General features: G+C 39.9%; 27 protein-coding genes. 20 read left to right on the top strand and 7 right to left on the bottom strand.

Going from position 1 to position 24,967, the window contains the following annotated elements; all coding sequences use genetic code 11:
• The first annotated feature begins 56 nt into the window (after positions 1-56).
• The 8 genes from aat (at position 57) to ACM44_RS03535 (ending at position 7,032) form a co-directional block, all read left to right on the top strand.
• Positions 57-701: a leucyl/phenylalanyl-tRNA--protein transferase gene (gene aat, locus ACM44_RS03570; RefSeq protein ID WP_048498734.1), complete on the top strand. Its 645-nt coding sequence runs from the start codon at positions 57-59 to the stop codon at positions 699-701.
• On the top strand, positions 698-1,615 hold the full coding sequence (locus ACM44_RS03565; protein ID WP_048498733.1) for a DMT family transporter: 918 nt from the start codon (positions 698-700) through the stop codon (positions 1,613-1,615). The genes aat and ACM44_RS03565 overlap by 4 nt, the downstream gene beginning before the upstream one ends.
• A 137-nt stretch (positions 1,616-1,752) precedes the next feature.
• Entirely contained in the window at positions 1,753-2,406 is a 654-nt protein-coding gene (locus ACM44_RS03560) for a CBS domain-containing protein (RefSeq protein WP_048498732.1), read from the top strand.
• A 3-nt stretch (positions 2,407-2,409) separates the two neighbouring features.
• Positions 2,410-3,276: an NAD kinase gene (locus ACM44_RS03555; protein WP_048498731.1), complete on the top strand. Its 867-nt coding sequence runs from the start codon at positions 2,410-2,412 to the stop codon at positions 3,274-3,276.
• 15 nt (positions 3,277-3,291) lie between these two features.
• Positions 3,292-4,122 carry a thioredoxin family protein gene (locus tag ACM44_RS03550; protein WP_083993638.1) on the top strand — a complete coding sequence of 277 codons (831 nt, stop codon included), beginning with the start codon at positions 3,292-3,294 and terminating at the stop codon, positions 4,120-4,122.
• Between the two features lie 67 nt (positions 4,123-4,189).
• Positions 4,190-5,257 carry a class II fructose-bisphosphate aldolase gene (gene fbaA, locus ACM44_RS03545; RefSeq protein ID WP_048498729.1) on the top strand — a complete coding sequence of 356 codons (1,068 nt, stop codon included), beginning with the start codon at positions 4,190-4,192 and terminating at the stop codon, positions 5,255-5,257.
• Between the two features lie 180 nt (positions 5,258-5,437).
• A complete protein-coding gene (gene accD, locus ACM44_RS03540; RefSeq protein ID WP_048498728.1) occupies positions 5,438-6,289 on the top strand; it encodes an acetyl-CoA carboxylase, carboxyltransferase subunit beta in 852 nt (283 codons plus the stop codon).
• A gap of 200 nt (positions 6,290-6,489) precedes the next feature.
• A complete protein-coding gene (locus tag ACM44_RS03535; protein ID WP_048498727.1) occupies positions 6,490-7,032 on the top strand; it encodes a DUF6973 domain-containing protein in 543 nt (180 codons plus the stop codon).
• 75 nt (positions 7,033-7,107) lie between these two features.
• Here ACM44_RS03535 and ACM44_RS03530 read toward each other — a convergent pair whose 3' ends face one another.
• Both ACM44_RS03530 and ACM44_RS03525 read right to left on the bottom strand, forming a co-directional pair.
• Entirely contained in the window at positions 7,108-7,917 is an 810-nt protein-coding gene (locus tag ACM44_RS03530; protein ID WP_048498726.1) for an enoyl-ACP reductase FabI, read from the bottom strand.
• A gap of 97 nt (positions 7,918-8,014) precedes the next feature.
• Positions 8,015-8,314, bottom strand: coding sequence for a hypothetical protein (locus tag ACM44_RS03525; RefSeq protein WP_048498725.1), 300 nt, complete (start codon positions 8,312-8,314; stop codon positions 8,015-8,017).
• A gap of 194 nt (positions 8,315-8,508) precedes the next feature.
• Between ACM44_RS03525 and ACM44_RS03520 the strand changes: the two genes are divergently transcribed.
• The gene (locus ACM44_RS03520) at positions 8,509-9,063 is read left to right on the top strand and encodes a DNA-3-methyladenine glycosylase I (protein ID WP_048498724.1); all 555 of its coding nucleotides are present in this window, start codon (positions 8,509-8,511) and stop codon (positions 9,061-9,063) included.
• A gap of 164 nt (positions 9,064-9,227) precedes the next feature.
• Here the strand turns inward: ACM44_RS03520 and ACM44_RS03515 are convergent, their stop codons facing one another.
• Positions 9,228-10,082, bottom strand: coding sequence for a nucleoside phosphorylase (locus tag ACM44_RS03515; RefSeq protein ID WP_048498723.1), 855 nt, complete (start codon positions 10,080-10,082; stop codon positions 9,228-9,230).
• 162 nt (positions 10,083-10,244) lie between these two features.
• Complete coding sequence (locus tag ACM44_RS03510; protein ID WP_048498722.1) at positions 10,245-10,568, bottom strand: translation initiation factor; 324 nt, start codon at positions 10,566-10,568, stop codon at positions 10,245-10,247.
• A gap of 348 nt (positions 10,569-10,916) precedes the next feature.
• Between ACM44_RS03510 and ACM44_RS03505 the strand changes: the two genes are divergently transcribed.
• The 4 genes from ACM44_RS03505 to ACM44_RS03490 are packed head-to-tail and all read left to right on the top strand — an operon-like array spanning position 10,917 to position 17,210.
• A complete protein-coding gene (locus ACM44_RS03505) occupies positions 10,917-11,360 on the top strand; it encodes a GbsR/MarR family transcriptional regulator (RefSeq protein WP_048498721.1) in 444 nt (147 codons plus the stop codon).
• A gap of 3 nt (positions 11,361-11,363) precedes the next feature.
• Positions 11,364-12,593, top strand: coding sequence for an efflux RND transporter periplasmic adaptor subunit (locus tag ACM44_RS03500; protein ID WP_048498720.1), 1,230 nt, complete (start codon positions 11,364-11,366; stop codon positions 12,591-12,593).
• Positions 12,593-15,742, top strand: coding sequence for an efflux RND transporter permease subunit (locus tag ACM44_RS03495; protein ID WP_048498719.1), 3,150 nt, complete (start codon positions 12,593-12,595; stop codon positions 15,740-15,742). The genes ACM44_RS03500 and ACM44_RS03495 overlap by 1 nt, the downstream gene beginning before the upstream one ends.
• Before the next feature lie 55 nt (positions 15,743-15,797).
• A complete protein-coding gene (locus ACM44_RS03490) occupies positions 15,798-17,210 on the top strand; it encodes an efflux transporter outer membrane subunit (protein ID WP_048498718.1) in 1,413 nt (470 codons plus the stop codon).
• A gap of 45 nt (positions 17,211-17,255) precedes the next feature.
• Here the strand turns inward: ACM44_RS03490 and ACM44_RS03485 are convergent, their stop codons facing one another.
• Both ACM44_RS03485 and xrtF read right to left on the bottom strand, forming a co-directional pair.
• Positions 17,256-17,693, bottom strand: a complete 438-nt coding sequence (locus ACM44_RS03485; RefSeq protein WP_048498717.1) for an exosortase F system-associated membrane protein — start codon at positions 17,691-17,693, stop codon at positions 17,256-17,258.
• Positions 17,680-18,222 (bottom strand): exosortase family protein XrtF, encoded by a 543-nt coding sequence (gene xrtF / locus ACM44_RS03480; protein ID WP_048498716.1) that lies wholly within the window; start codon positions 18,220-18,222, stop codon positions 17,680-17,682. Before xrtF ends, ACM44_RS03485 begins: the two co-directional genes overlap by 14 nt.
• 51 nt (positions 18,223-18,273) lie before the next feature.
• On the opposite strand from xrtF, the gene ACM44_RS03475 reads away from it, so the two are divergent.
• The 7 genes from ACM44_RS03475 (at position 18,274) to ACM44_RS03445 (ending at position 23,317) form a co-directional block, all read left to right on the top strand.
• Entirely contained in the window at positions 18,274-19,311 is a 1,038-nt protein-coding gene (locus ACM44_RS03475; RefSeq protein ID WP_048498715.1) for an aminoglycoside phosphotransferase family protein, read from the top strand.
• A 400-nt stretch (positions 19,312-19,711) separates the two neighbouring features.
• On the top strand, positions 19,712-20,122 hold the full coding sequence (locus tag ACM44_RS03470; protein ID WP_083993637.1) for a GxxExxY protein: 411 nt from the start codon (positions 19,712-19,714) through the stop codon (positions 20,120-20,122).
• Between the two features lie 431 nt (positions 20,123-20,553).
• Positions 20,554-20,967, top strand: coding sequence for a RapZ C-terminal domain-containing protein (locus ACM44_RS03465; protein WP_048498713.1), 414 nt, complete (start codon positions 20,554-20,556; stop codon positions 20,965-20,967).
• Positions 20,960-21,328 carry a DUF805 domain-containing protein gene (locus tag ACM44_RS03460; RefSeq protein WP_048498712.1) on the top strand — a complete coding sequence of 123 codons (369 nt, stop codon included), beginning with the start codon at positions 20,960-20,962 and terminating at the stop codon, positions 21,326-21,328. The genes ACM44_RS03465 and ACM44_RS03460 overlap by 8 nt, the downstream gene beginning before the upstream one ends.
• Positions 21,329-22,042 carry a nucleotidyltransferase family protein gene (locus ACM44_RS03455; RefSeq protein ID WP_048498711.1) on the top strand — a complete coding sequence of 238 codons (714 nt, stop codon included), beginning with the start codon at positions 21,329-21,331 and terminating at the stop codon, positions 22,040-22,042.
• Positions 22,043-22,046: 4 nt separating this feature from the next.
• Positions 22,047-22,805 (top strand): LOG family protein, encoded by a 759-nt coding sequence (locus ACM44_RS03450; RefSeq protein WP_083993636.1) that lies wholly within the window; start codon positions 22,047-22,049, stop codon positions 22,803-22,805.
• Positions 22,806-22,846: 41 nt separating this feature from the next.
• Positions 22,847-23,317 carry a DUF6702 family protein gene (locus tag ACM44_RS03445; RefSeq protein WP_048498807.1) on the top strand — a complete coding sequence of 157 codons (471 nt, stop codon included), beginning with the start codon at positions 22,847-22,849 and terminating at the stop codon, positions 23,315-23,317.
• A 220-nt stretch (positions 23,318-23,537) separates the two neighbouring features.
• Here ACM44_RS03445 and ACM44_RS03440 read toward each other — a convergent pair whose 3' ends face one another.
• Complete coding sequence (locus ACM44_RS03440) at positions 23,538-24,953, bottom strand: DUF5689 domain-containing protein (RefSeq protein WP_048498710.1); 1,416 nt, start codon at positions 24,951-24,953, stop codon at positions 23,538-23,540.
• Between the last annotated feature and the right edge of the window lie 14 nt (positions 24,954-24,967).

Raw genomic sequence — 24,967 nt, 5'->3', positions numbered from 1 at the left:
TCGCCCGGAAAACAAGACCAAAATCCTGCTGAAAAAGTGGGATTTCTTTTGCATAAATGGTACGTCTCCATCCAAATGAAATTTCGTTTCCCGACCCCGAACTGTTGGAATCAGAATCGGGCTTAATGGCTATTGGAGGCGATCTGTCACCACAAAGATTACTTTTCGCCTATCAGCTGGGACTTTTCCCATGGTTTAATGAAGGTGACGAAATCTTATGGTGGTGCCCTGATCCGCGATTTGTTTTGTTTCCAAATGATTTGAAGATCTCCAAATCGATGAAGAAAATTCTTCGCGACCATGTTTTCACCTTTACCGAAAACCAATGTTTCAGAAAAGTAATGGAGGAATGTAAAAACGCGTTTAGAAAAGGTCAGGACGGAACCTGGATTTCGAAAGAGCTCATCGATTCCTTCGAAATCCTGCACCAACACGGTTTTGCAAAAAGTGTGGAAGTTTGGCAAAATGACGAATTGGTGGGCGGTTTTTATGGTGTTCTCATCGGGAAGATTTTTTGCGGCGAAAGTATGTTTTCCAAAGTAAGCAATGCCTCGAAAGCAGGATTCCTGGATTTTGTGCAAAGAAATGCCGAAAACTTCAAGCTGATCGACTGCCAAATTCACTCCGAACATCTGGAGTCACTGGGCGCCACCATGATTCCAAAACTTGAATACTTAAAAATTTTAAAAGAAAATCAATGAACCACGAAAAAGAAAAATGGATTCTGCTGACGATTTTGACCATCATTTGGGGTTCATCATTTATCCTGATCAAAAAATCCTTGGATTATTACAATCCTTATGAAGTGGGAAGTCTGCGGATAATAATTGCGGCAATTCTATTGATGCCCGTCGCATTTCTAAACATCAGGAAATTCCCCAAAAAACAGTTGAAATGGCTTTTGCTCGCCGCAGCGTGCGGAAATTTCTTTCCAATGTATCTCTTTCCGATGGCTGAAACCAAAATCAGCAGCAGTGTGGCGGGAATCATCAATTCCATGGTACCGATATTCGTGATTCTGATTGGGCCGTTTCTGTGGAAAGAGGTTTCCACAAGATTCCAAAAGATCGGCGTGGCAATAAGTTTCGCGGGTGTTTGCATCCTGACTCTCGGAAGTCATGAAGCCGGTGAGCTCAAACTCATTCCGATTCTACTATTATTGTTGGCCACTTTGATGTATGCGATCAATGCATTGACCGTGAAGAAAAAACTCAATCACGTGGAACCGGTTGCACTTTCTGCGTTTGTTTTTGGTTTCGTACTGTTCCTCCCATCGCTGATTTCGCTTACTATTTCCGGTTTTTTTCGCGATTTTCATTTCACCCAAGAAAATTTCATCGGCATTGGGTTCGTCTCTTTGCTTGCCATTTTCGGAACCGGTTTGGCGATGATGCTGAACTACAGGATATTGCGGATTTCCACAGCTTTATTCGCTTCCACAGTTACTTTGCTCATGCCGATTGTGGCGGTAATCTGGGGAATCATCGATGGGGAAAAACTGACTGCAATGCAAATTTTCGGGGGAATTATTATTTTAGCCGGCCTGATTTTCTTAAGGTCAAAACCAGCCGACAAAAAACAAAAAACTGCATTGCCCGAAGACAGCGCAGTTTGAAATAAATCTAATAAAAAGTAAAAATGAAAGGCGACAAAGATATATAATTGATTCTATACCAAGCAAATTTTTTTTGTCAAAATCCAAAATAATTTTAAAAATACCTTTCTCATTCAGAATTTTCCTAAATTTGAATAATGTTTATCAAAGATTATATTTCCAAAGACTACCCCGCATTTAATGTAAATGATTCCATAGAAGAAGCCAACGAAACCGCAAAAGAATTTGGCTACTCACACGTTTTCGTGAAAAAGAAAGGAATATTCCAGGGTGCGCTGAGCCAGTCTTTTTTAGAGGAAAGTCCGGAGGGAAACCTCTCTTCGCTCGCAATCCATTTTGAGAAATTTGCGATTTTGGAAGACAGCCACTTTTTTGATTCCATCAAACTTTTTCACACGTTCAGTGCGAATGTGGTTCCCGTGATCAACAAGCAGGAAAAATATCTGGGTTATATCTCTACCGATGATGTTTTCAGCGAGCTTTCAAAATATCCTTTGGTTTCGGAAATGGGCGCCATGCTCATTGTGCAGGTTCATGAAAAAAATTACTCCATGACCGAAGTCTGCAAAATAGTGGAATCCAACAATTCTAAAATCTATGGTTGCTATTTAAGCGCCATCGTGGAAGACGAAGTGCGGATTACCGTGAAAATCAGCAGCAACAATCTGACTTCAATTGATGAAACCTTTGAAAGATACGGATACAGCGTGGTCCATAAATATTATGATGACGAAAAAGAGGAACTTTTAAAAGACCGGTTCGGATTCTTCCAAAAATATCTTGAATTTTAATTAATGAAAGCAGCCATCTACACCCAAAAAAACGACCTAGACACCTTTCTGTATCTGAGCAGGTTCGTTTCAGAACTGGAGAAACGCGGAGTAAAGTCCATTCTGTACGAAAAAATGGCCAATGCGATGGAGTTTTCAAATATCTTCGAAACCTTCACCAATAAATCAGATTTGCAGGAAAAAGGAGTGGATCTTTTTTTCACTTTCGGTGGCGATGGAACCATCGTGAATTCATTGCTCTATGTGCAGGACTCGGAAATCCCCGTCGTAGGAGTAAATACGGGACGTCTAGGATTTCTGGCAAGTTTTACCAAAGAAGAAATTTTCCTGGAGCTAGACGACATCATAAAAGGTAATGTGAAAATAAGCAAACGCTCTGTAATTGAAGTAGTTTCGCCTAGAGAAGGAATGTTTTTTCCTTATGCCCTAAATGATGTATCGATTTCCCGAAAGGAAACCACCGCAATGATTACAGTGGATTCCTATATAAATGACGAATTCCTGAATATCTTTTGGGGAGACGGCCTGATTATTTCTACACCTACCGGTTCCACTGCCTATTCGTTAAGTTGTGGAGGTCCGATTATAGAACCCAACAACAACAATTTCGTCATCACACCGATTGCACCCCACAATCTAAATGTTCGCCCTTTGATAGTTAATGACGATGTAGAAATCAGATTAAGGATAAAAAGCCGGGTCCCGGAATATTCCATATCGCTCGATTCCCGCTTATTCCATTTAGAGACAGGAGTGGAAGTCCATATCAGAAAAGCGCCTTTCGAGATTTCTTTGATTCACCCGAATAATTTGAGTTTCTACGAAACCATCCGCCAAAAACTGCTTTGGGGAAATGACAAGCGAAATTAAACTGATCTTTACGCCATGATGAAGCTTAAACTGTTCGTTATGTTCTTGTTTTTAGGATCGCTTTGTTTTGCTCAAATGTGGATCAATGATCTGGATCAGGCAAAAAGACTGGCAAAAACCACCAATAAGTTAATCATCCTGGACTTTACCGCAAACTGGTGCAAACCATGCAAAGAGATGGAGCGCGAATACTGGAACAATCCAAAATATAAAGAATCTTTGGGCAGCTTTATCGCAGTTTCGGTTGATTTTGATTCCGAAAAATTCCTGAGGTCTTACTATGATGTCAAGTCAATTCCAAATGTAAAAGTTATTGATTACCAAGGAAATGTCATCCATCAGTCTTTAGGTTTTTTAAACGCAAAGATGTCTGATCTGGAATTCGGAGGTTTCCCTTCTGATGTTACATTGCTATATGATGTCCTAGAACTTCAAAAACTTAAAAATCCATCCGATGCAGAACTGATCGAACTCGGCAGTGCCTATCAAGGATTGGTTCAAAAGTCTGTAAACTCCAGAGCGAAGAACGCATTTGCCAAATTGAGCGACACTTATTTCAGCAAGTGCATTAAGAAGACCGAAAATGCGGATTTCAAAGAAAAAGCGGGTCTCGCAAAAGCTTTTAACAGTGTATTGACCGATAACCCAAAACGCGCGCTGAAAAACATAGACATTACCAAAGTTTCCGATGGCAACAAGCTTTTTGCATTCTATGTCCTTTTACATGCCTCCTATTCTACCGAAAACAGAGCAGATGCAGAAAAATGGTTCGCCGAAATCGAAAGGACCGGACAAGAAGACTGGATCAGAAACGCCCAAAAACTAAAGGCGAAATACGCCAAATAATTCCTTTAGTTTCCTTATCTTTACGTTTCTAAAAAGTAAAAATCAAATCTTTAAAAAAAATTCAATTATGAGCAGAAAGTTTCCGGCAGGTGTTGCCACAGGACAAATGGTTACAGACATCTTTCAATACGCGAAAGAAAATAAATTTGCACTTCCGGCGGTCAATGTGATTGGATCAAGCAACGTGAATGCCACCATGGAAACCGCAGCAAAACTCAACTCCCCGGTAATTATCCAGTTTTCAAATGGCGGAGCCGCTTTCAATGCCGGAAAAGGCATGAGCAATGATGGTCAAAAAGCCGCAATCTTGGGTGGAATCGCAGGTGCGCACCACATCCACACTTTAGCGGAAGCTTATGGAGCTACGGTGATTTTGCACACCGACCACTGCGCAAAAAAATTATTGCCATGGATCGACGGTTTAATGGATGCCAACGAAGAATATTTCGCGAGAACCGGAAAATCCCTTTATTCCTCTCACATGTTGGATTTATCTGAAGAGCCCATTGCTGAAAACTTGGATATCTCTTGCAAATATTTCGAGAGAATGGCAAAAATGGGAATGACTTTGGAAATCGAACTGGGCGTAACCGGTGGCGAAGAAGACGGAGTGGACAATTCCGGAGTAGATTCCTCAAAATTATATACCCAACCGGATGAAGTGGCATACGCTTATGAAAGGCTGAAAGCGATTTCTCCAAACTTCACGATTGCTGCAGCATTCGGAAACGTGCATGGCGTTTACAAGCCAGGAAATGTGAAACTGACTCCGAAGATTTTGGACAATTCCCAAAAATACGTTCAGGAAAAATTCGGAACGGGAGCGGAACCTGTGAATTTCGTCTTCCACGGTGGTTCGGGTTCTTCATTGGAAGAAATCCGTGAAGCGATCGACTATGGCGTTATTAAGATGAATATCGATACCGATTTGCAGTTCGCCTATACAGAAGGAATTAGAGATTACATGGTCGAAAAACTGGATTATTTGAAATCTCAAATCGGAAATCCGGAAGGTGAAGACAAGCCAAACAAGAAATTCTATGACCCGAGAGTTTGGGTTAGAAAAGGCGAAGAAACCTTCGGAAAACGTTTGGTTCAGGCGTTTGAAGACTTAAACAACATCAATACGCTTTAACAAAGCAATCTTATTTAAAAAGAAATTTTCTTCTCGGAGAAGATTTCTTTTTTTAACTTTGACCCCGAAATTATCAAAATTTCATTGGTCTCAGTTTAAAATTTTTATTTAATAGTACAAATTTGGAACTTGAAATCGATCTGTCGGCAGACAGACCTGCAACCTTAAACAAATTTTACAATGGCATTCGACTGGTTTAAAAGAAAGACACAAAATATCACCACTTCCACAGAAGACAAAAAAGATGTACCCAAAGGACTTTGGCACCAAACCCCGACCGGGAAAATCATCGAACACGAAGAACTGAAGGCAAACAACTACGTTTCGCCGGAAGACGGATTTCACGTGAGAATCGGATCCAACGAGTTTTTCTCCATCCTGTTTGATGACAACAAATACACGGAACTCGATGCAAATGTGGAAAGTGTGGATATGCTGAATTTTAAGGATACGAAAGCTTATTCCGACCGTTTGAAAGAAGTGAAATCAAAAACCAAACTCACTGATTCCATCAGAAATGCAGTGGGAACGGTAAACGGAACCGAAATGGTGATTTCCTGTATGGATTTCGCATTCATCGGGGGTTCACTTGGTTCGGTAATGGGCGAAAAAATCCGCAGAGCAGTCGATTACTGTATTAAAAACAAACTTCCTTACATGATCATTTGCCAATCCGGCGGAGCCAGAATGCAGGAAGCGACCTATTCATTGATGCAGCTGGCAAAAGTTCAGTCCAAATTGGCGCAACTTTCCGAGGCGGGATTGGTTTACATCGCTTATTTATGCGACCCGACTTTCGGCGGAATCACAGCATCTTTCGCAATGACTGCAGACATCATCATGGCGGAACCGGGTGCATTGATCGGATTTGCGGGACCAAGAGTAATCCGCGAAACCATCGGAAAAGATTTGCCGGAAGGTTTCCAGACTTCAGAATTCCTACAGGAAAAAGGGTTTGTGGATTTTATTGTGAAAAGAACCGAAATCAAGCAGAAAGTTTCACAAACCGTGAACCTTTTGACCAACGCTTAATCTTTTAACATCAAGAAAGTTAAAGAGTTAAGAATAGATTAACTTCTGATTTATCAATATCTTCGCGAACGAAAAATTGAGCGGCATAATTTATTCACCCATTAATTCTGTTAATAGTTGGTGAAAAAAGTTTAAACATTCCGCTTATTAAACTATAATAAACCAATACAAATCTCACTTCATCCGGTGGGATTTCTTTTATGAGGACGGCCAGAATTTTCATCAACGCCATCAGAACTCTGAGTTTTAAAAAAATCGTCAAGCTTTTGAAATTGACGGTTCCACATCCTCTGTTCACCATCCTGAGTTTTTTGGCCACCGTAAAAACTTTCACGATTGCACAAAACCATTTCCCAAAAACCAATTCAAACAGCGGAATCGGCAACGCTTTCAGACATGCACTTTGGACTTCCCTGATTTTGATGTATTGCTGCAAGATTTCCTCTCCAAAAAAAGCGCTGGAATTCTGCAAAAAAATGACCGACCTGCATGAGGAATTGTTCCCAAACGAACCCCTTGAAAAAGAAATGGATTTGCACAACAACAAAATAGGAATGAACCTTTTCATGGAAATGTTGCCCGGAATCCACCGGCAGTTTTTCGAAACCAGCTTTTTTGTCGAGCAACTATTAACGAAAGCAAAAACCGCCAGAATCCTTAAAAACATAGATGAAGATTACGGAAATGAGCTGGTTTTTTTAGATGGGGAAGAAAATTGGGAAGAAATCCCCGCACACCTTTAGTACCTGAAATTCCACAAAAAATTCCGCCCATTGCTGAGCGGAATTGCTATACAGATTCTTGCGAAATCTATTTGATTATTCTTTTTCGTAAAGGTTTACTACTTTCTGCGAAACACCGGTATTGCTGAAACCACCGTCGTTATAGAGGTTTTGCATGGTTACTTTTTTAGTCAGGTCAGAGAACATGGCGACACAGTAATTCGCGCAGTCCATCGCATCGGCATTTCCGAGCGGCGACATATCTTCCGCGTAACCCATGAAACCGGTAAAACCTTTCACTCCGCTACCTGCGGTCGTCATTGTTGGAGATTGGGAAATCGTATTGACACGTACTTTTCTTTCGCCCCAATAATACCCGAAAGTTCTGGCGATGCTTTCCAGATAGGATTTGTTATCCGCCATATCATTGTAATCTGGGAACGTTCTTTGTGCCGCGATATAAGTCAGTGCAAGGATGGAGCCCCATTCGTTCATGCAGTTCTTTTCCCATGCAACGCGCATCACCTTGTGAAAGGAAACCGAGGAAACATCCCAACCTTTTTCGAGCCAGTCATAATTCATTTCGGTATAGTGTTTCCCTTTTCGCACATTCACCGACATTCCGATGGAGTGTAAAATGAAATCAATTTTGCCAAATTTGGCGATGGCCGCATCGAAAAGTTTTTCCAAATCTTCGATGGAGGTTGCATCTGCACCGATTACTTCAGAACCGGTTTTTTCAGCAAGGGCATTCAGTTCGCCCATTCTCATGGCGATTGGCGCGTTTGACAGGATGAATTCTGCACCTTCTTCGTGACACCTTTCCGCTACTTTCCATGCGATTGAATGTTCATTCAGCGCACCGAAAATAATTCCCTTTTTCCCTTTTAGTAATCCGTATGACATAATTTTTATTTTCAGCAAAATTAAGAAATATATTGTTTGAGGCATAAAAAAAGGAAGTCAAATTGCTTTGACCTCCTGTCGTTAATATAAAGTCTGATTAATTAGTTGACTTCCGAAATTCGGATCGAACGTCTTCTGCTTTATCCTTGGTTTTTTCCCAAGTTTCCTCTGCAAAATCTTTCGTGCTTTCCCATGCGTCAGAAACTGCGTCTTTCGTATTTTCCCATGCATCAGCAACATTATTTTTTGCCTGTTCCATCCAGCCTTCGCGGGTTGGTTCTTCGTTATTATCACGCTTTTCACGGATATAAGCTTTTGCTTTTTCAGCATACTCGTTAATCGTCCATCTGGCTTTTTCTACAGCATTTTCTGCTTTGTTATAATCCTGTCTGTCCATAACAATATTTTTAAAATTAATAATTTGGTTAATCGAAAAAATCTAATTAGATAAATAGGTTGATTCAATAACCATTCCGTTGACATTTTAAAATTTTGTTAAATTTTGTTTAAATTTTTCACAATACGCCTGCAAAATATTCAAAAACTCATTTTCAGCTGAAATCTTTTATATTTACTTAAAATTTAAGAATAATGGAAATCATCCGATGCGGTTGGTGTGAAAAAGACGACCTCTACCGAAAATACCACGATGAAGAATGGGGAAAACCCGTTTATGACGACGACACGATTTTTGAATTCCTGGTTTTGGAAAGTTTTCAGGCGGGACTTTCGTGGTACACCATTCTAAATAAAAGAGAAAATTTCAGGAAAGCCTTTGAGGATTTCAATTACAGGAAAATTGCCGAATACAATGAAGATAAGATTGAAGAATTGATGCAAAATGCAGGAATCATCCGGAACAGGATGAAGATTTCAGCCACCATTGGCAATGCCCAAAAATTCTTGGAAATCCAGAAAGAGTTTGGGACTTTCAGCACATACATCTGGAATTTTGTTGGCGGAAAACCTATTGTCAATCAGCCGAAAACATTGAAGGAAGTTCCCGCTACTTCTGAAATCTCGGACGCTTTAGCAAAAGACTTGAAAATACGCGGTTTCAAATTTCTCGGTTCCACCGTGATCTATGCACACATGCAGGCAACCGGAATGGTTTGCGACCATTTAGTGGATTGTCATTGCAAGTGATTTGAAAAACCTAATACAGCTTCTTTCGGGATCTTTGAATGAAAAGGCCACGAATGCACGGATTTTGATTTAGAGTCTATCCGTGAATCGTGGCTAATTTAATGGCTTAAGATTTTGATGGAATCCCTTTCTTTGGAAGCCAAGTGTGAAAATCCGGAAAAGGCTTACTTGATAATCCTATCCAAAACCCATTCAATCATATTTTTCTCAGAGGCATGGTGATCGGCTGAAAACTCACCGCGTCTTCTGTTTGCAATCACGCAGTTCACTGTCAATGCTTTGTGTCCCAATAATTTAGAAAGTCCATAAATCGCAGAAGTTTCCATTTCAAAATTGGTAACTCCCAAATCATTCAAAGTTTCCAAAAACTGGTCATCGATGGCTTTCAAACGGAGCTGTCTTCCCTGCGGAGCATAAAAGCCCGGGAAAGTAGCGGTGTTTCCGTGATATTTTGCATCTTTATAATAATCCGAAATATCTTCTGCCCAATCTGCAAAATACAGCATCGGCTTGATCTTTTCATAAGGGAATTTTTCCAAAAAGTTTTTGGAAAACTCGTTTTCAAACTGGTAATCGGAGTAGAAATGTAGAAGTCCGTCCAATCCTACCACGTTTTGGGTAACGAGCATATTGTCCACTTCCACATCGGGATTCACACTTCCGCAAGTTCCCAAACGGAAAATTTGAAGCGCGGTGTGTTCAGATTTGAATTCCTTGTTTTTCAGGTCTATATTTACCAAGGCATCGAGTTCGTTCATCACGATATCGATATTTTCAGCACCAATCCCGCTGGACATCACGGTGATTCTTTCACCACGCAAAGTTCCGGTGTGGGTATAAAACTCCCTTTTATTTTTCTTGATTTCAATGGTGTCGAAATACTTCGAAACCTTCGGAACACGATCCGGGTCACCGACTAAAATGATTTTTCCGGCAATTTCTTCCGGCAATAAATTGAGGTGATAAACGCTTCCATCTTCATTCAGAACCAATTCGGAAGCAGCTAGTTTATTGAGCATAGCAAAAATTTTGTTTAAAGTTTAATTTTGAGGATTGTAGGATTTGAGATGTTTTCTGAAGTAATAGTTTCGAGCTTTAACTCGCTCAAAAATAGACTCGTGAAGCAAAATCGACTTTATTTCAACTTCTATTTCGCGGCGAACCAAATTCACACGGTGGTCTCATCCTCCCACCCTTTTCGTCTTATATCCCATTTCCTGTAGGATTTTCATGATCTTATCTCGATTGTCACCCTGGATTACGATGATTCCGTCTTTTTCAGAACCTCCAATTCCGAGTGTTACTTTGATTTTTTTCGAGATTTTTTTCAAATCTTCGTCACTTCCCTCAAAACCCTCGATCAATGTCACAGGTTTTCCGTTTCTGCCTTTCTTCTCGAATTTGCAGACGAGCGGTTCCTTCTGCACGAATTGTTCTTCCGGCATTTCAAATTCCTGCTCTTCGTGGTTGGGAAAAAGGTTTTTGAGTTGGTCTCTTAAATCCATTAAACAAAATTAAGGAAATAATGGTTTTGACAAAGGCTAAAGTGAAAAATTCTGCAGTTTTGAAAGCGTGATTAATTCCATTTAAGAAAAATCTACTGAATACGGACCGAAATTTATGTGGCCTTTGCACATTTTAACTAATTCCAATTTGGAGTGGAGCAAAAATAGTTTAATGGCAATTTTACTTAAAATTAATCTATACAGCAGATTGCAGCGAAACTGCACTTCAAAATTCATCGTTCCAAATTCTAATAAATAATCTCTATCGTTAAGATTTCACAAAACCCGGGATGAAGTTCGTTTCGTTCCGAACCATTTCCTTACTTTTGCTTCTCATTTGAGAAAAAAATGAAAATCGACAGCAGTATTTTTCAGGATTTGGTCAAATTTTACGGGGAAGCGTTCCATCTACCGCCGCTCTCCGCGAAAATTTATGCTTACCTCATTTTTGATTTTGAAAGAAAAGGGATTTGTTTTGACCAGTTCGTTGAAATTTTCCATGCTAGTAAAAGTTCGGTCTCATCAAATCTACAACACTTGCTTACTTCCAACCTCATTAAGGATTTCACTCCTATTGATTCACGGAAAAGGTATTTCGTCATTAATCCAAATTATATCAAGATTCGTTTCGAGGAAATCATGCGGAAAATGGCAAGCGAGATAGAAATTCTGGACAAACTTCACCATTTTCAAAACTCGGATGATGAGAATTACAATGAAAAATTCGAAATTTACAAGTCGCTTTTAAATAAAAATATTGAAAATATCCAGGAAACCCTTACGAAATTTTAGTGTATGAAAAACCAACTTTTAGTATATTCCATCGCAGCACTGACTATGATCGGCTGTAATAAAAAGGATGAAAAAAAACCGGACGGCCCGAAAGAAGTCCCAGTAGTTTCGGTAGAACAGCGAAATGTGACGGGTTACCAAACTTTCCCGGCATCCATTCAAGGACGAATAAATAATGATGTCCGTGCAAAAATCCAGGGATATATCACCGAAGTTCTGGTGGATGAAGGTCAACGAGTACAGAAAGGGCAACCACTTTTTAGACTGGAAACCAACACTTTAACCCAAACCGCAGATGCTGCCAAAGCCGCCATCGGAGCCGCTCAATCATCGGTCTCTGCCGCAAAAGCAAATGTGAATGCCGCTCAAGCCGCGGTCAACGCCGCACAGGTCGAGGTAAACAAGCTTATTCCGCTAGTGCAGAAAAATATCATCAGCATTGTGCAGCTGGAAACTGCAAAAGCGAATCTTTCAAAAGCGCAGGCACAGCTTTCCCAAGCGCGTGCAGGAGAATTGCAGGCAAGTGCCGGAGTTTCTCAAGCCACCGCAAATTTTCGGGGTGCTCAGGCAAATATTGATTATTCGATCATTCGTGCTCCAATTTCGGGCGTGATTGGAAAACTCCCTTTGAAAGTCGGAAGCTTGGTCGGTCCAACAGATGCTACTCCGTTAACTACAGTTTCTGATACCAGCGAAGTTTTTGCGTATTTTTCAATGAACGAAAAAGAATACCTGAATTTCCTGGAAGATTCCAAAGGAGCCACCGTTCCGGAAAAACTCAGAAATATGCCAATGGTGGAGCTGCAACTCGCCAACGGAAGCATTTATCCCGAAAAGGGGAAAATCCAGACCGTGACCGGGCAAATCGACCCGCAAACCGGAACCATTCAATTCCGGGTAGCTTTCCCGAACGCCGCAAAACTTCTTAGCAACGGAAACAGCGGAACGATCAGGGTTCCAAAACTGTATGAAAACGCGACCATTGTTCCAGAAAGCGCTACTTTCGAGCAACAAGGTTTAGTCTATGTTTACAGAGTGGAAAAAGATACCGCGAAGAACATTCTGATCGGTGTCACTGACCGAGTGAATAATTTGGTGGTGGTAAAAGACGGCGTGAAAAAAGGTGAAACCATAGTTGCACAGGGAGTTGGACAAATTAAACCAGGAACCGCCGTGAAATCAAAGCCAGTCCAATTCGACGATATCGTTAATGCCATAAAACCAATTTTCTGATGGTAAAACATTTCATCAATAGACCGGTTTTTGCATCCGTAGTTTCAATTCTCATTGTGATATTGGGGATTCTGGGACTTCAGGCGCTTCCGGTGACCCAGTATCCAGATATCGCACCGCCCACGGTGAGTATTTCTGCAAATTATACGGGAGCAAGTGCGGAAACCGTTATGAACAGTGTGGTGATCCCAATCGAGGAACAAGTAAACGGTGTAGAAGGAATGGATTATATCTCTTCTTCAGCCGGAAATGACGGTTCGGCTAGGATCCAAGTATTCTTCAAACAGGGAATCAATCCTGATATCGCAGCAGTGGAGGTTCAGAATAAAGTACAAAGAGCTATTCCACTTTTGCCCGCAGATGTTACGCGGTCCGGAGTTACCGTTCAAAAACAGCGAACGAGCGCATTGATGTTTCTTTCGTTTTATACCGAAAATCCAGATTTAAATGAAGTGTGGCTCCAGAATTATCTGAACATCAATGTGATTCCGGAATTGAAAAGGGTAAATGGCGTAGGTGAAGCACAGGCTTTTGGCGGAAAAAATTTCTCAATGAGAGTTTGGATCGATCCCGCAAAAATGGCGGCTTATGGTTTACAACCTACCGATGTCACCGCAGCAATCAACGAGCAATCACGCGAAGCAGCGGCAGGACAGCTTGGACAAAACAGCGGAAGTGCTTTTGAATACGTAATTACCTATAAAGGAAAATTTAACGAAGAACAGGATTATGGCGACATTATCTTGAAATCCCTCGGAAACGGACAGTTTTTGCGACTGAAAGATGTAGCAGACATCAAACTTGATGCGCAATCATACACCACCGTCGGGGAAAATAACGGCCGAAGTTCTGTGAGCATGGGGATTTTTCAGACTCCCGGTTCCAATGCGCAAACGATTATTAACGATATCAAAAAGTTCTTGGAAGAAAATTCCAAAACATTGCCTAAAGGAATCGGCTATACCATTAACTTTGACACCAACGATTTCCTGGAAGCATCAATCGGTAAAGTAGTTACAACACTTCTAGAAGCATTTTTGCTGGTGTTTTTGGTGGTTTATATTTTCCTTCAGGATTTCCGGTCCACACTTATTCCGGCGATTGCGGTCCCAGTTTCGATTGTGGGTTCATTCTTTTTCCTGAATTTATTTGGATATTCCTTAAACCTATTGACTTTATTCGCTTTAGTCCTTGCGATTGGAATTGTGGTGGATGACGCGATTGTGGTGGTGGAAGCAGTCCACGCCAAAATGGAACACGGAATTACCGACGCCAAAAAAGCTACCGTTTCTGCGATGGACGAAATTACCAATGCAATTATTTCCATTACGTTGGTCATGGCGGCAGTATTTATCCCGGTAACTTTTATTACAGGTCCGACAGGCGTTTTTTACCAACAGTTCGGGATTACGCTGATTGTAGCGATTTTGATTTCGGCTGTTAATGCTTTGACTTTAAGTCCGGTTTTATGCTCATTATTTTTAAAGCCAAATCCGTCACATCACCAAGAATATGCCCAATTGAGCTTCATGCAGAAATTCTTTTATAAATTCAATGTGGCATTCAAAGCGGCGACAAACCGATATGGACGAGCTTTCATTTTTCTTTTAAGGCATAAATGGGTAACTCTGATTATCTTCGGTTTGGGTGGATTATTTTTCTGGTGGTCCAATTCCAACATGCCGAAAGGATTCATCCCAAAAGAAGACCGCGGAATTATTTTCACCGATATTTCCCTTCCACCGGGAGCATCGATGGAGCGGACTTATAACGTTTTGAAAGGATTGCAGGAAGATGCTCGGAAAATCCCCGGTGTGGCAAACGTCACTTTCACGGCGAGTCGTGGGTTTATGTCGGGGAGTGGTTCCAACACAGGACAGGCTTTCGTGAGGTTAAAACCTTTTGCCGAAAGAGCACATGATGCAGACCTTTCCGTGGAAACCATTACCAAGAAACTTTTTGGAATTGCCTCGAAATATCCGGATGCGAAAATTGTGTTTTTCTCACCACCGAGTGTGCCTGGATTTGGTTCCAGTGATGGTTTTGCTGCCGTTTTGCTAGATAAGTCCGGAGGCGATTTAAAAGAATTGGACAATGTTTCCAAAAATTATATCAGTGCTTTGATGGAAAGACCTGAAATTCAGTTTGCCAATACCTCCTTCAACACGAACTATCCGCAGTACGAAATGGTAATTGATGTTCCGAAAGCAAAAGAAGTGGGTGTAAATGTTTCCGATATTTTGAGTACGATGCAGGGATATGTCGGCGGAGTTTACGCAGCGGATTTTTCGAAATACGGAAAACAGTTCCGGGTGATGGTTCAGGCATTTCCGGACTCAAGAAAAGAACCTAACGACCTCAACAGTATTTTTGTGAGAACAGCTTCAGGACAAATGACGCCGATTTCCCAGTTTGTCACCATGGAAAAAACCTTTGGACCAAAATCAGTGGAAAGATATAACCTGTTTACTTCAATTTCCATTTCAGGATCGAATAATCCTGGATTTTCTACCGGTGATGCCATTAAAGCGGTGCAAGAAGTTGCTGCTCAGAAATTGCCTTCGGATTATGTGGTGGAATTTACCGGTTTATCCAAAGAAGAGCTGAATTCCGGATCGCAAACCGCCATTATTTTTGTGCTGAGTTTGGTATTCGTCTATTTTATATTGGCTGCACAGTATGAAAGTTTTCTGCTTCCATTAGCGGTAATTATTTCGCTTCCGCTGGGAGTTGCAGGCGCCTATTTTGGACAAAAAATTGCAGGTTTGGAAAACAATATCTATTTCCAGATTGCCTTGATTATGCTCGTGGGATTATTGGCAAAAAACGCCATCTTAATTGTGGAATTTGCAGTTCAGCGAAGACACCACGGCGAAACTTTGGCGATGTCCGCGATCAATGCGGCGAAAGCAAGGTTAAGACCAATCTTGATGACTTCATTTGCTTTTATATTCGGGATGCTGCCATTGGTTTTCGCATCGGGAATCGGTAAAGTGGGTAACCAATCAATTGGTACGGGTGCTGCTGCGGGACTGTTAATCGGAACATTTTTCGGGCTGATTGCGATTCCTGTTTTGTATGTCATCTTCCAATGGTTGCAGGAAAAAATCAAACCGATAAAAGAGAATGAGATTCATTTGGCGGAATAAAGCTCCACACAATCGCAAATGATCGCTTTGAAGAGAAATTGTCAAAAAAATTAATATGAAAAGCATATTCAATATAAAAATTCTGATTTTATCTTTAGTAGGAATTCTCACACTTTCTTCGTGCATGGCACGAAAAAAATATGAGAGACCCAAAGATGCCGTTAATGAAAATCTTTTCCGGACCGATCGTCTTCCGAAAGATTCTTCGAGTATTGCGACCGTTTCCTGGCGCGAGATTTTCACAGATGCAGTACTCCAGAAACATATCCAAAACGGGCTCGACAATAACCTTGATATCAGAATTGCACTACAGAATATTGTGGCTGCAGAATCTTATCTGAAACAAAGCAAAGCCGCCTATCTTCCCACTATTGCTGTAGGACCTGGTTATACTTTTCAAACTCCGTCCTTGAATACTGCGAGTGGTCAACTTGCCAATGAAAGAAGATCACAAAATACTTTCGATGTGGGCGGCGACATTTCCTGGGAAGCGGATATTTGGGGAAAAATGAAAGCTTGGGAAAAATCACAATATGCCAATTATTTAGGAACCACCGCGGCACACAAAGCGGTAAAGACTGATCTAGTTGCAGCTATTGCTTCCGCCTATTATCAGCTTTTGACTTTCGACGAACAGAAACGGATTATCAACGAAACCATTATTTTGCGAAAAAATAATCTGGAAACCACTAAAGCACTGAAAGAAGCCGGAACTTTGACCGAAGTTGCGGTACAGCAAAGCGAAGCACTGGTTTTCAATGCGGAATCACTGCTTATCAATATCGATACCCAGATTGCGCTTTTGGAGAATTCGATGAGTCTGTTGATGGGCGTTCCATCCCAAAAAATAGACAGGACTACTTTGGCGCAGCAAAAAATGCCTGCTGAATATAAAACCGGTTTCTCGGCTAATCTTTTAGCGAACCGAGCCGACGTGATGCAGTCCGAATACAATTTGATGTCCGCTTTTGAACTGACCAATGTTGCAAAAGCTCAATTTTATCCAAGTCTGAGAATTGGCGGAAGTGGCGGAATCCAAAGTGCGGATATTGACAAACTGTTTAGTGCAAATTCTCTTTTTGCCACTGTGATCGGAAGTTTGACCCAGCCAATTTTGAATCAGAGGCAAATCAGAACCAATTATGAGGTGAGTTTGGCAAACAAGGAAAAAGCATATCTCAATTTCCGGAAAACCCTTTTGAATGCGGGAAAAGAAGTTTCCGATGCCTTGAAAATATATGATTCACAGGATGCGTTTATCGCGCTGAAAAAAAAGGAGCTTCATGCCTATCAAAATTCTGTGCAATATTCCCAGGAACTGGTGAATTATGGGTTGGCCAATTATCTGGAGGTGCTGAATGCGACAGTAAATTCCCTAAATGCAGAGCTCAATATTTCCAATGCCGAATATGCTAAAATGCAGGCAGGAATTGAACTGTATCGTGCTCTCGGCGGAGGATGGCGTTAATTGAATTGCTGAAATTGACGGGGATCTTTGAATGTTTTAGCGTTACTAAGTTTTCAAATCCGCCCAATGTTCCCGGTAATAAAACATCGGAATAATCAGCAACAGAATCAATGGCTGAATCACAAACCTTCTCATGTAAAAGGAAAAAAGGTATCCGATCTCGAATCTGGTGTGAACACAAAACAGATAAATCGGAAAAGTAATTGCGAAAACAATCGTAATCAGAATCGCCGCCTGAAAAGTCCATCGCTTATTCTTAAAAACAAACTGAACCACTACCGCCGAAAAAAATAAATTCAGCGAAAATCTGAACAGGTGGCCCACAAACAACTTCGCCCAATCGAAATCGGGGAAAAGCGCATGCTTATTGGCTTCGTGAAAAAAATTCAGAAAAGGATCGTAAAACAGCTGGTCTTCAAAAACACGAACTGCAACCAACCCCGAAATACCGAGAAATACCAAAAACCAGTTAAGAACTTTCATGATCCGGAGATTTTAAGGCAAAGAATTTAATCCAAATCAACCAAAGCAAAACCACACTTCCGTAGATAATCACCGGAAAAAAGAAGTTATGGGAAATTTTTCCGTATTCAGGATATTTCAGGAAGACCAAATTTAACCCTGCAATTCTGGAAACATTCATGATATGTAGGAAAAACAATCCCAATCCTGCGAAAACAAAAGTTTTGAGTCCCTTATAAAAAGCAAAGATAAATGCAATGAACAAAACCATTACCGACACGGCATTACAACCTTCGACCATTCTGGAAACATACTTCCCTTCCATCAAAAACCACGTGGTTTCCTGCGCCGGTTTTCCCTCAATCAGTGTCGTCTGGTAATTACAGGAATTTTGCAGAAAACCTGCTTGCTCTGCAACCCAAGTAGAAATTGGATCCAATCCAGAATTCTTAAATTCATTCAGATAAAATTGATACAACAAAACCAGCCCCAAGTAAATCAAAATGAATCGGAGTAGGATTTTCAGTACGGGTTTAAAATCTTGCAACATGCTACAAATATAATCTTTTCCGAAAATCTATTTTCGCTATATTTGTAAAATATGACCACTGAAAACGCGAGGCATTTCTTTGAAAAATACACCGGTGTAGAATCATCGGAATTTTTCATTTTGCCTCAAAGCGGATCGTCCAGGAAAAATTTTGTAGGCGAAGCTTCCGGTCAAAAATTCGTCATCACTTCTAATGAAAACCTTGCCGAGAATGAAAGTTTCTATTATTTCTCGGAAATATTTTCTGAACTGGAATTAAATACTCCGCGAATCTTAAGTATTTCGCCGGACCGCAAACTCTATATTCAGGAGTTTTTGGGAGAAAAAACCTTATCTGAAATTATTGCAGAAGAAGGGACTTCTGAAAGAACTAAATTTCTAGTTGAACAGGTTTTAAAAAAACTTTTCGAACTTCAGCGAAGAAGCGAAAATATCATAGACTGGAAAAAAACTTTCGAATATGAAAATTATGATGAGTTCCCGATCACCAATGATTTGTTTTATTTTAAAAGCTTTATCGCCGATGTCTTAGAAATCCCCTACCACAAAGGAAATCTGCTTAAAGAATTTAAAAAGCTCACTGAAGAGATCTCTCTGTTGGAGCCGAAAGGAATGATGATCAGGGATTTTCAGGCAAGAAACATCATGGTCAATAGAAAGGACGAGGTGTTTTTTATCGATTATCAATCCGCAATGAAAGGACCACTTATCTATGATGTGGTTTCTTTTCTGTTCCAGGCTAAAGCGAATTTTTCGCCAAATTTCAGGAGTGAAATGCTGGAATATTATTTCAGTTTATGGGAAAAGGAATTCGGAATCGAGCAAAGCGAAAAATTGACTCAACTAAAAAACTCGTTGAAGCCTATTCAACTAATTCGGTTCCTGCAGGTTTTGGGAGCATACGGATTTCGAGGGCTGATTCAAAGGAAGGAACATTTTATTTCCAGCATCGAAAAAGGAATTGAAAACCTGCGCCATTTTTCGGAGAATTGGCAAAAAATGAATGATTTCCCGGAATTGAGAAAATTAATTATTGAGTTGAACACGGATGAGACCTACAAAAAAATAAACCACATGATTTCAGGTTGAAAGCAAGACTCTTCATTTCTTGTGCTAATTTAAAACATTAAGGAAATGAAGGATTTAAGAATATTTTAGTCGAATATCTTTTTAAGATTTCACAAATGAAATATTAAGTACGGAAAATAGAAAAATAAACCTGAATTAATTCTTTAGAATTCTTAACGATATGAAGCACAATTGTCCTTAACCCCTTAATTTACTTAATGGTTCAATAGTAAATGTGGGAAATTTCAAACATGAAGAACATGAAGGATTTAAGAAAAATTTAGTTGCACTCCTTTCTTAATTTTTCACAAGTGAAAAATTAAGGTTAAAACTCATGAATCTTCTGATTTTTAAAATATTAACTGAAGAATGATCCGGACATCTTAAAACAAAGTATGTTAAAAGTTTAAACCTTAAAATTATGAGAACTAAAAAAGAAATCACTCAGTTATCATATGATATCACTGGATATGCAATTAAAGTTCACAAGGCACTTGGACCAGGATTGCTTGAAAGTGTTTATGAAAAATGTCTCATTCATGAATTAAGGAAGAACGGACATTCGATCCAACAGCAATTAAAAGTACCTATTATTTATGATGAAGAATTAATTTTTGATGCAGATTTAAAAGTTGATATATTAGTTGATGATACTGTTGTAGTAGAATTAAAAGCTACTGAAGATATGCGTCCCATCTATGAAGCACAATTACTCACTTACATGAAGATTTTGAAAAAACCGCAGGGATTATTGATTAATTTCTTTACCGACAACATCACTAAATCAATGAAACCTTTTGTCAATGAATACTTTCGTGAACTTGAGGAATAGTGAAAACATTTTATCTTTACAACTTGTAATCAATAAAATCTAAAATTAGAAAAAAACCTGAATTAATTCTTTAGAATTCTTAACGATATGAAGCATAATTGTCCTTAACCCCTTAATTTACTTAATGGTTCAATAGTAAATGTGAAAAATTTCAAACATGAAGGACATGAAGGATTTAAGAAGAAATTTAGTTTACTTTTTTTTAAAAGATTTCACAAATGAAATATTAAGTACGGAAAATCGAAAAATAAACCTGAATTAATTCTTTAGAATTCTTAACGATATGAAGCACAATTGTCCTTAACCCCTTAATTTACTAAATGGTTCAAAAAAATGTCGTTAATTTGAACATTAGGTCACGATAGAATTAAAAAGAAATTATTTTCATTTTCCTAGTAAGACATAATACTAAAACTTCCCAACAAATAAAAATGAGCTTAACAATAGAAATACACAGTTTCTCCTATAAAAAAGGAGGAATCCCGAAAGATGAAAGTGGAAATGGCGGCGGCTTCGCCTTCGATTGCAGAGGAATCCTGAATCCGGGCAGAGTTGAAGAATATAAACTGCAAACCGGTTGTGATAGCGCTGTCCAGGAATATCTGGAAACAAAAACCGAAATGCCGAAATTTCTGGAGTTGGTCAAAAACCTTGTTTCCATTAACATTGACAATTATCTGGCGCGCGATTTTGAACACCTGCAAATCAACTTCGGATGTACCGGCGGACAGCATCGCTCGGTTTACGCTGCGGAAAAAATCGCTACATTTATACGGGAAAAATATCCCCAAATTACCGTAAAACTCAATCATGACGAACAACCTCAATTAAATAACTATGTTTAAAAACCCTTTCTCATTTGATGGCAGAATCCGCAGAACGGAATTTGGAATCTCCTACATTATCTACATTGCTTTTGCAGTCATCACTCAATTAGTTGCAGGTGCAGCAGAAGGAAATAATAACCCAGCGATCATCATTGTGCTGCTTGTCGCTTACATTCCGCTACTTTGGTTTTTGTTAGCACAAGGCGCAAAAAGATGCCACGACCGTGGAAATTCCGGATGGTTTCAGCTGATTCCCTTTTATAGTTTATGGATGCTTTTTGGGGACAGTGAAGTGGGCGAAAACGAATTCGGACCCAATCCAAAAGGAATTGGAAATGGGAGTGAGATTAGTGAAATCGGAAGTAGTGAGGCCATTTAAATGAAAGCATTAATTTTTGCTGCAGGAAAGGGAACCCGCCTAAAACCGTTTACCGACTACCATCCCAAAGCATTGGCCGTGGTGAACGGAGTTCCGCTATTGGAACGAAATATAAAATACCTCCAAAGTTTTGGGATTAATGATTTCGTGATCAATGTGCACCATTTTGGAGAACAAATTATAGACTTCTTAAAAAAGAAAGACAATTTCGGGGCAAAGATCGAGATTTCAGATGAGCGAAAAGAACTCCTGGAAACCGGAGGCGGACTGGTTTTTGCCAAAAAATACCTGGATTTCGATGAGGATTTCCTGATTATGAACGCCGATATTTTGACCGATTTGAACCTGAATTATTTCGTCAAGTACCATTCCGAGAAAAAAGATTTTGCTACATTAGCGGTTTCCGACCGAAAAAGTTCACGCAAACTTTTATTCGACGAGAAAATGGTTTTGAAAGGATGGCTCAATGTGGAAACTGGGGAACAGCGGCTTGCAGAATTCAACAAAGACTTCAAACCATTGGCTTTCAGTGGAATACATTGTGTAAACCCAGAGATTTTCAAAAAAATCAAAAGAACCGGCAAGTTTTCAATCATGGAGGAATATCTGGATTTAATGGGCACGGAAACCATTCACGGATATGAACATTCGGCAAACCTTATTGATGTGGGAAAGCCGGAATCAATTTCTGCGGCCGAAAAACAATTTAAGTAAGAATATGTCAAAAATAAAAAGAGGAAAAGGATCAATCAGCGAAAACAGCGAAAACGAATTCCAATTTGATCAAAAAGTACAGAATTCCTTCAAGAAAAAAACCTGGGACCAAACCGTGACGAAGGACAGCTGGATGGTTTTTAAAGTAATGGCGGAATTTGTAGATGGCTATGAAAAACTGGCAAAAATTGGTCCATGTGTTTCCATATTTGGATCGGCACGGCTGAAGACTACGGATCCTTATTATCAAGTAGCAGTGGATATTGCTGAAAAAATCACCGAAATCGGTTTCGGGGTGATTACCGGCGGTGGCCCCGGAATTATGGAGGCAGGAAACAAAGGAGCAAGAAAAGGAGGCGGAAAATCAATCGGGCTGAATATTGAACTTCCTTTTGAGCAGCATTTCAATCCATTTATCGATAAAGGGTATAGCATGGATTTCGATTATTTCTTTGTGAGAAAAGTAATGTTTGTGAAGTATTCCCAAGGATTTATCGTGATGCCGGGAGGGTTCGGAACACTGGATGAGTTGACGGAAGCAATGACCCTGATCCAAACTAATAAAATTGGGCGGTTCCCAATTGTCCTGGTGGGAACGCAATACTGGTCCGGACTTTTGGATTGGTTTAAAAATACTTTGCTGGCCAACGGGATGATTTCGGAAGAAGATTTGAACCTTTACCGAGTGGTGGATACGGCTGAAGATGCGGTTGCACACATCAAGGCATTTTACGATAAATACGCAGTGGACGTGAACTTTTAATTGGCATTATATTTGAGATTATAGCTTTACAACTTATGGAGATGAAAAAATTTTTAAATATTGCTGGAGTTTTTGCATTGATGGTAATGATGGGTTTTGCAGTGGCAGATTTTTATTCCTCAATGACAAAAGTAGATTATGTGGAAGGAAGCAAGACTTTGAAGTTTACTACAAAAATGAACACCGCTCACGTTGCTGATGCGATTAAGATCAATCCAAATACGGCAGGATTTGAAGCAGAGGTGAAAAAATACGTGAACAACAATTTTGATGTTTATGTGAACGGAAGTCCTAAAGTCCTCACTTTCACAGGAAGCCAGGTTAATGGGGAATCCGTCTGGGTCTATTTCGAGACTGGCGGAGTAACCGACATCAGTACGATTAGAATCAAGAACACCATTTTGCTTGGTACTTTTCCCAAACAGCTGAATCTGGTCAATATCGCCTATAAAGGAAATCAGAAAACGATGAATTTCCAGCGGGGAAAAGAAGTGAATGAAGCCAGTTTTTAAGATCGGCTTTCTATTAAAGTAAATGAATCTGTCTCCGAAAATGAGGCAGATTTTTTTTGGGAAATCTATTGGCCTGTCGTCCATTTTCCTTAAAAAATGACTTTGGATCTATTTCAAAATATCAGCGGAAATTACGCTTCAAATTCCTCAACCACTACCTCTAATTTTAAAAACAAAAAGACCGCACGAATGCGGCCTTTAAATTTATCTTTACACCAGATTACTGAACCTGGATGTTGTCAATCTGTGCAGTAGTGGTCACTCCGCCTCCAACACCTGTGTATTTGAAGACGATGAATCCGTTTCCGCTCTCTGTGAAAGTATAGGTTCCGGAAGGTGCTAAAGTTCCGTATCCACTCACAGGTCCGGTTTGGAACGTAAAGCTGGAAGTAATATCTTTTAAAGTAGCAGAAGTAATATCGTCACCCACTTTGTAATCGGTAGTAGTGTAAACTTTCAGAACCTTTCCATTATCAAATCCGAAGTTGTGGTCAAAGGTCAACTTTTTGCCCGGAACAAAATTTACCGGCACCATGAAGCTTGTTTCTACTGCTGTAGTTCCGCCATTGTTGCTAGTTGTTGCACCGTTTGCTGTCAACTGAATATATTTGTTTCCGCTGAAGTTTCTAACTTCCCAATATCTGATTCCCAAAATATTATAATTGATATATTTAGGGAAAGTGTTAAACCATGGAGCGGAGGTAGATGGATAACTTTCAAAATTTTCTAGGAAAGTCTGTGGATAAGTAATATCGGTTCCTCCTTTTGGCGGGTATGGATTAAATCTAGGTCCTGAAGCTGCAATTTTCACATCGTCTAAGCTTCTGATGATCATCTGGTAATTTGCATTGTATTTGCTCACTACGAAAGTCAGGTTTCCAGAACCTTTTGGAAGAAGCGTTGCTCCGAAAGTAGAGAATCCGGAAGATCTCAATACTGTTGAACTTCCTGATGAGTCCTCAATATTTCTATCGGTATCCACTCCCGCACCTCCTACGAAGTCCACGTAAGCTTTTTGTACTGGATAGATCTCTCCAAAATTAAATTGAACATTAGGAACAGTAACCAGCGTGTTTAGATAGATATCTTGTTTAGCTGCTGCAAGATTTGTCAAAACCCTCGGTTTGATAGTAACCACATCCATTGCATTTCCATTACATACGGCTGACAAATATCTGTTTAATAAAACGCTCGGGATTCTACCGATCGCGAAATTAGGATCCACGGAACCGATTTTCCATGTACCTCTGTCCAAACCTAATCTCAACCCTTTTGCATTGATTCTAATGTGGGTGCCAATCGGGAAATCTGCGTAGTTGCTAGCTTTATCCACTTCGATTTGAAGACCTACAGTTGGGTTTTCCGGTTTATCCTGGAAAGAGATTGTTTTGTAAAAGTTACCGTTTTCATCACTGGAAACTACATAACCATCAAAAATCTTGTCGTCAGTAATTAACACATAACCTGAGGCAGGAGCCAAAGCTTTGAAATCAGCCATGCTGATGTTTGGCGCATCAAACTTATTGTTACAGTTGATTGGCGGGGTATCCCACTCGTCCTTGTTCACACAAGAGCTTAGTGTAACTGCAGAAACGGCAACTACAAAAGCAGATTTTAGAAATTTTGTGATATTCATTGTATTGTTCTTTT

The sequence above is a fragment of the Chryseobacterium koreense CCUG 49689 genome, from assembly GCF_001045435.1.
Taxonomy (GTDB): domain Bacteria; phylum Bacteroidota; class Bacteroidia; order Flavobacteriales; family Weeksellaceae; genus Kaistella; species Kaistella koreensis.
Note: the sequence above shows the minus strand (reverse complement) of the source record. Positions and strands in the feature narration are given on the sequence as shown.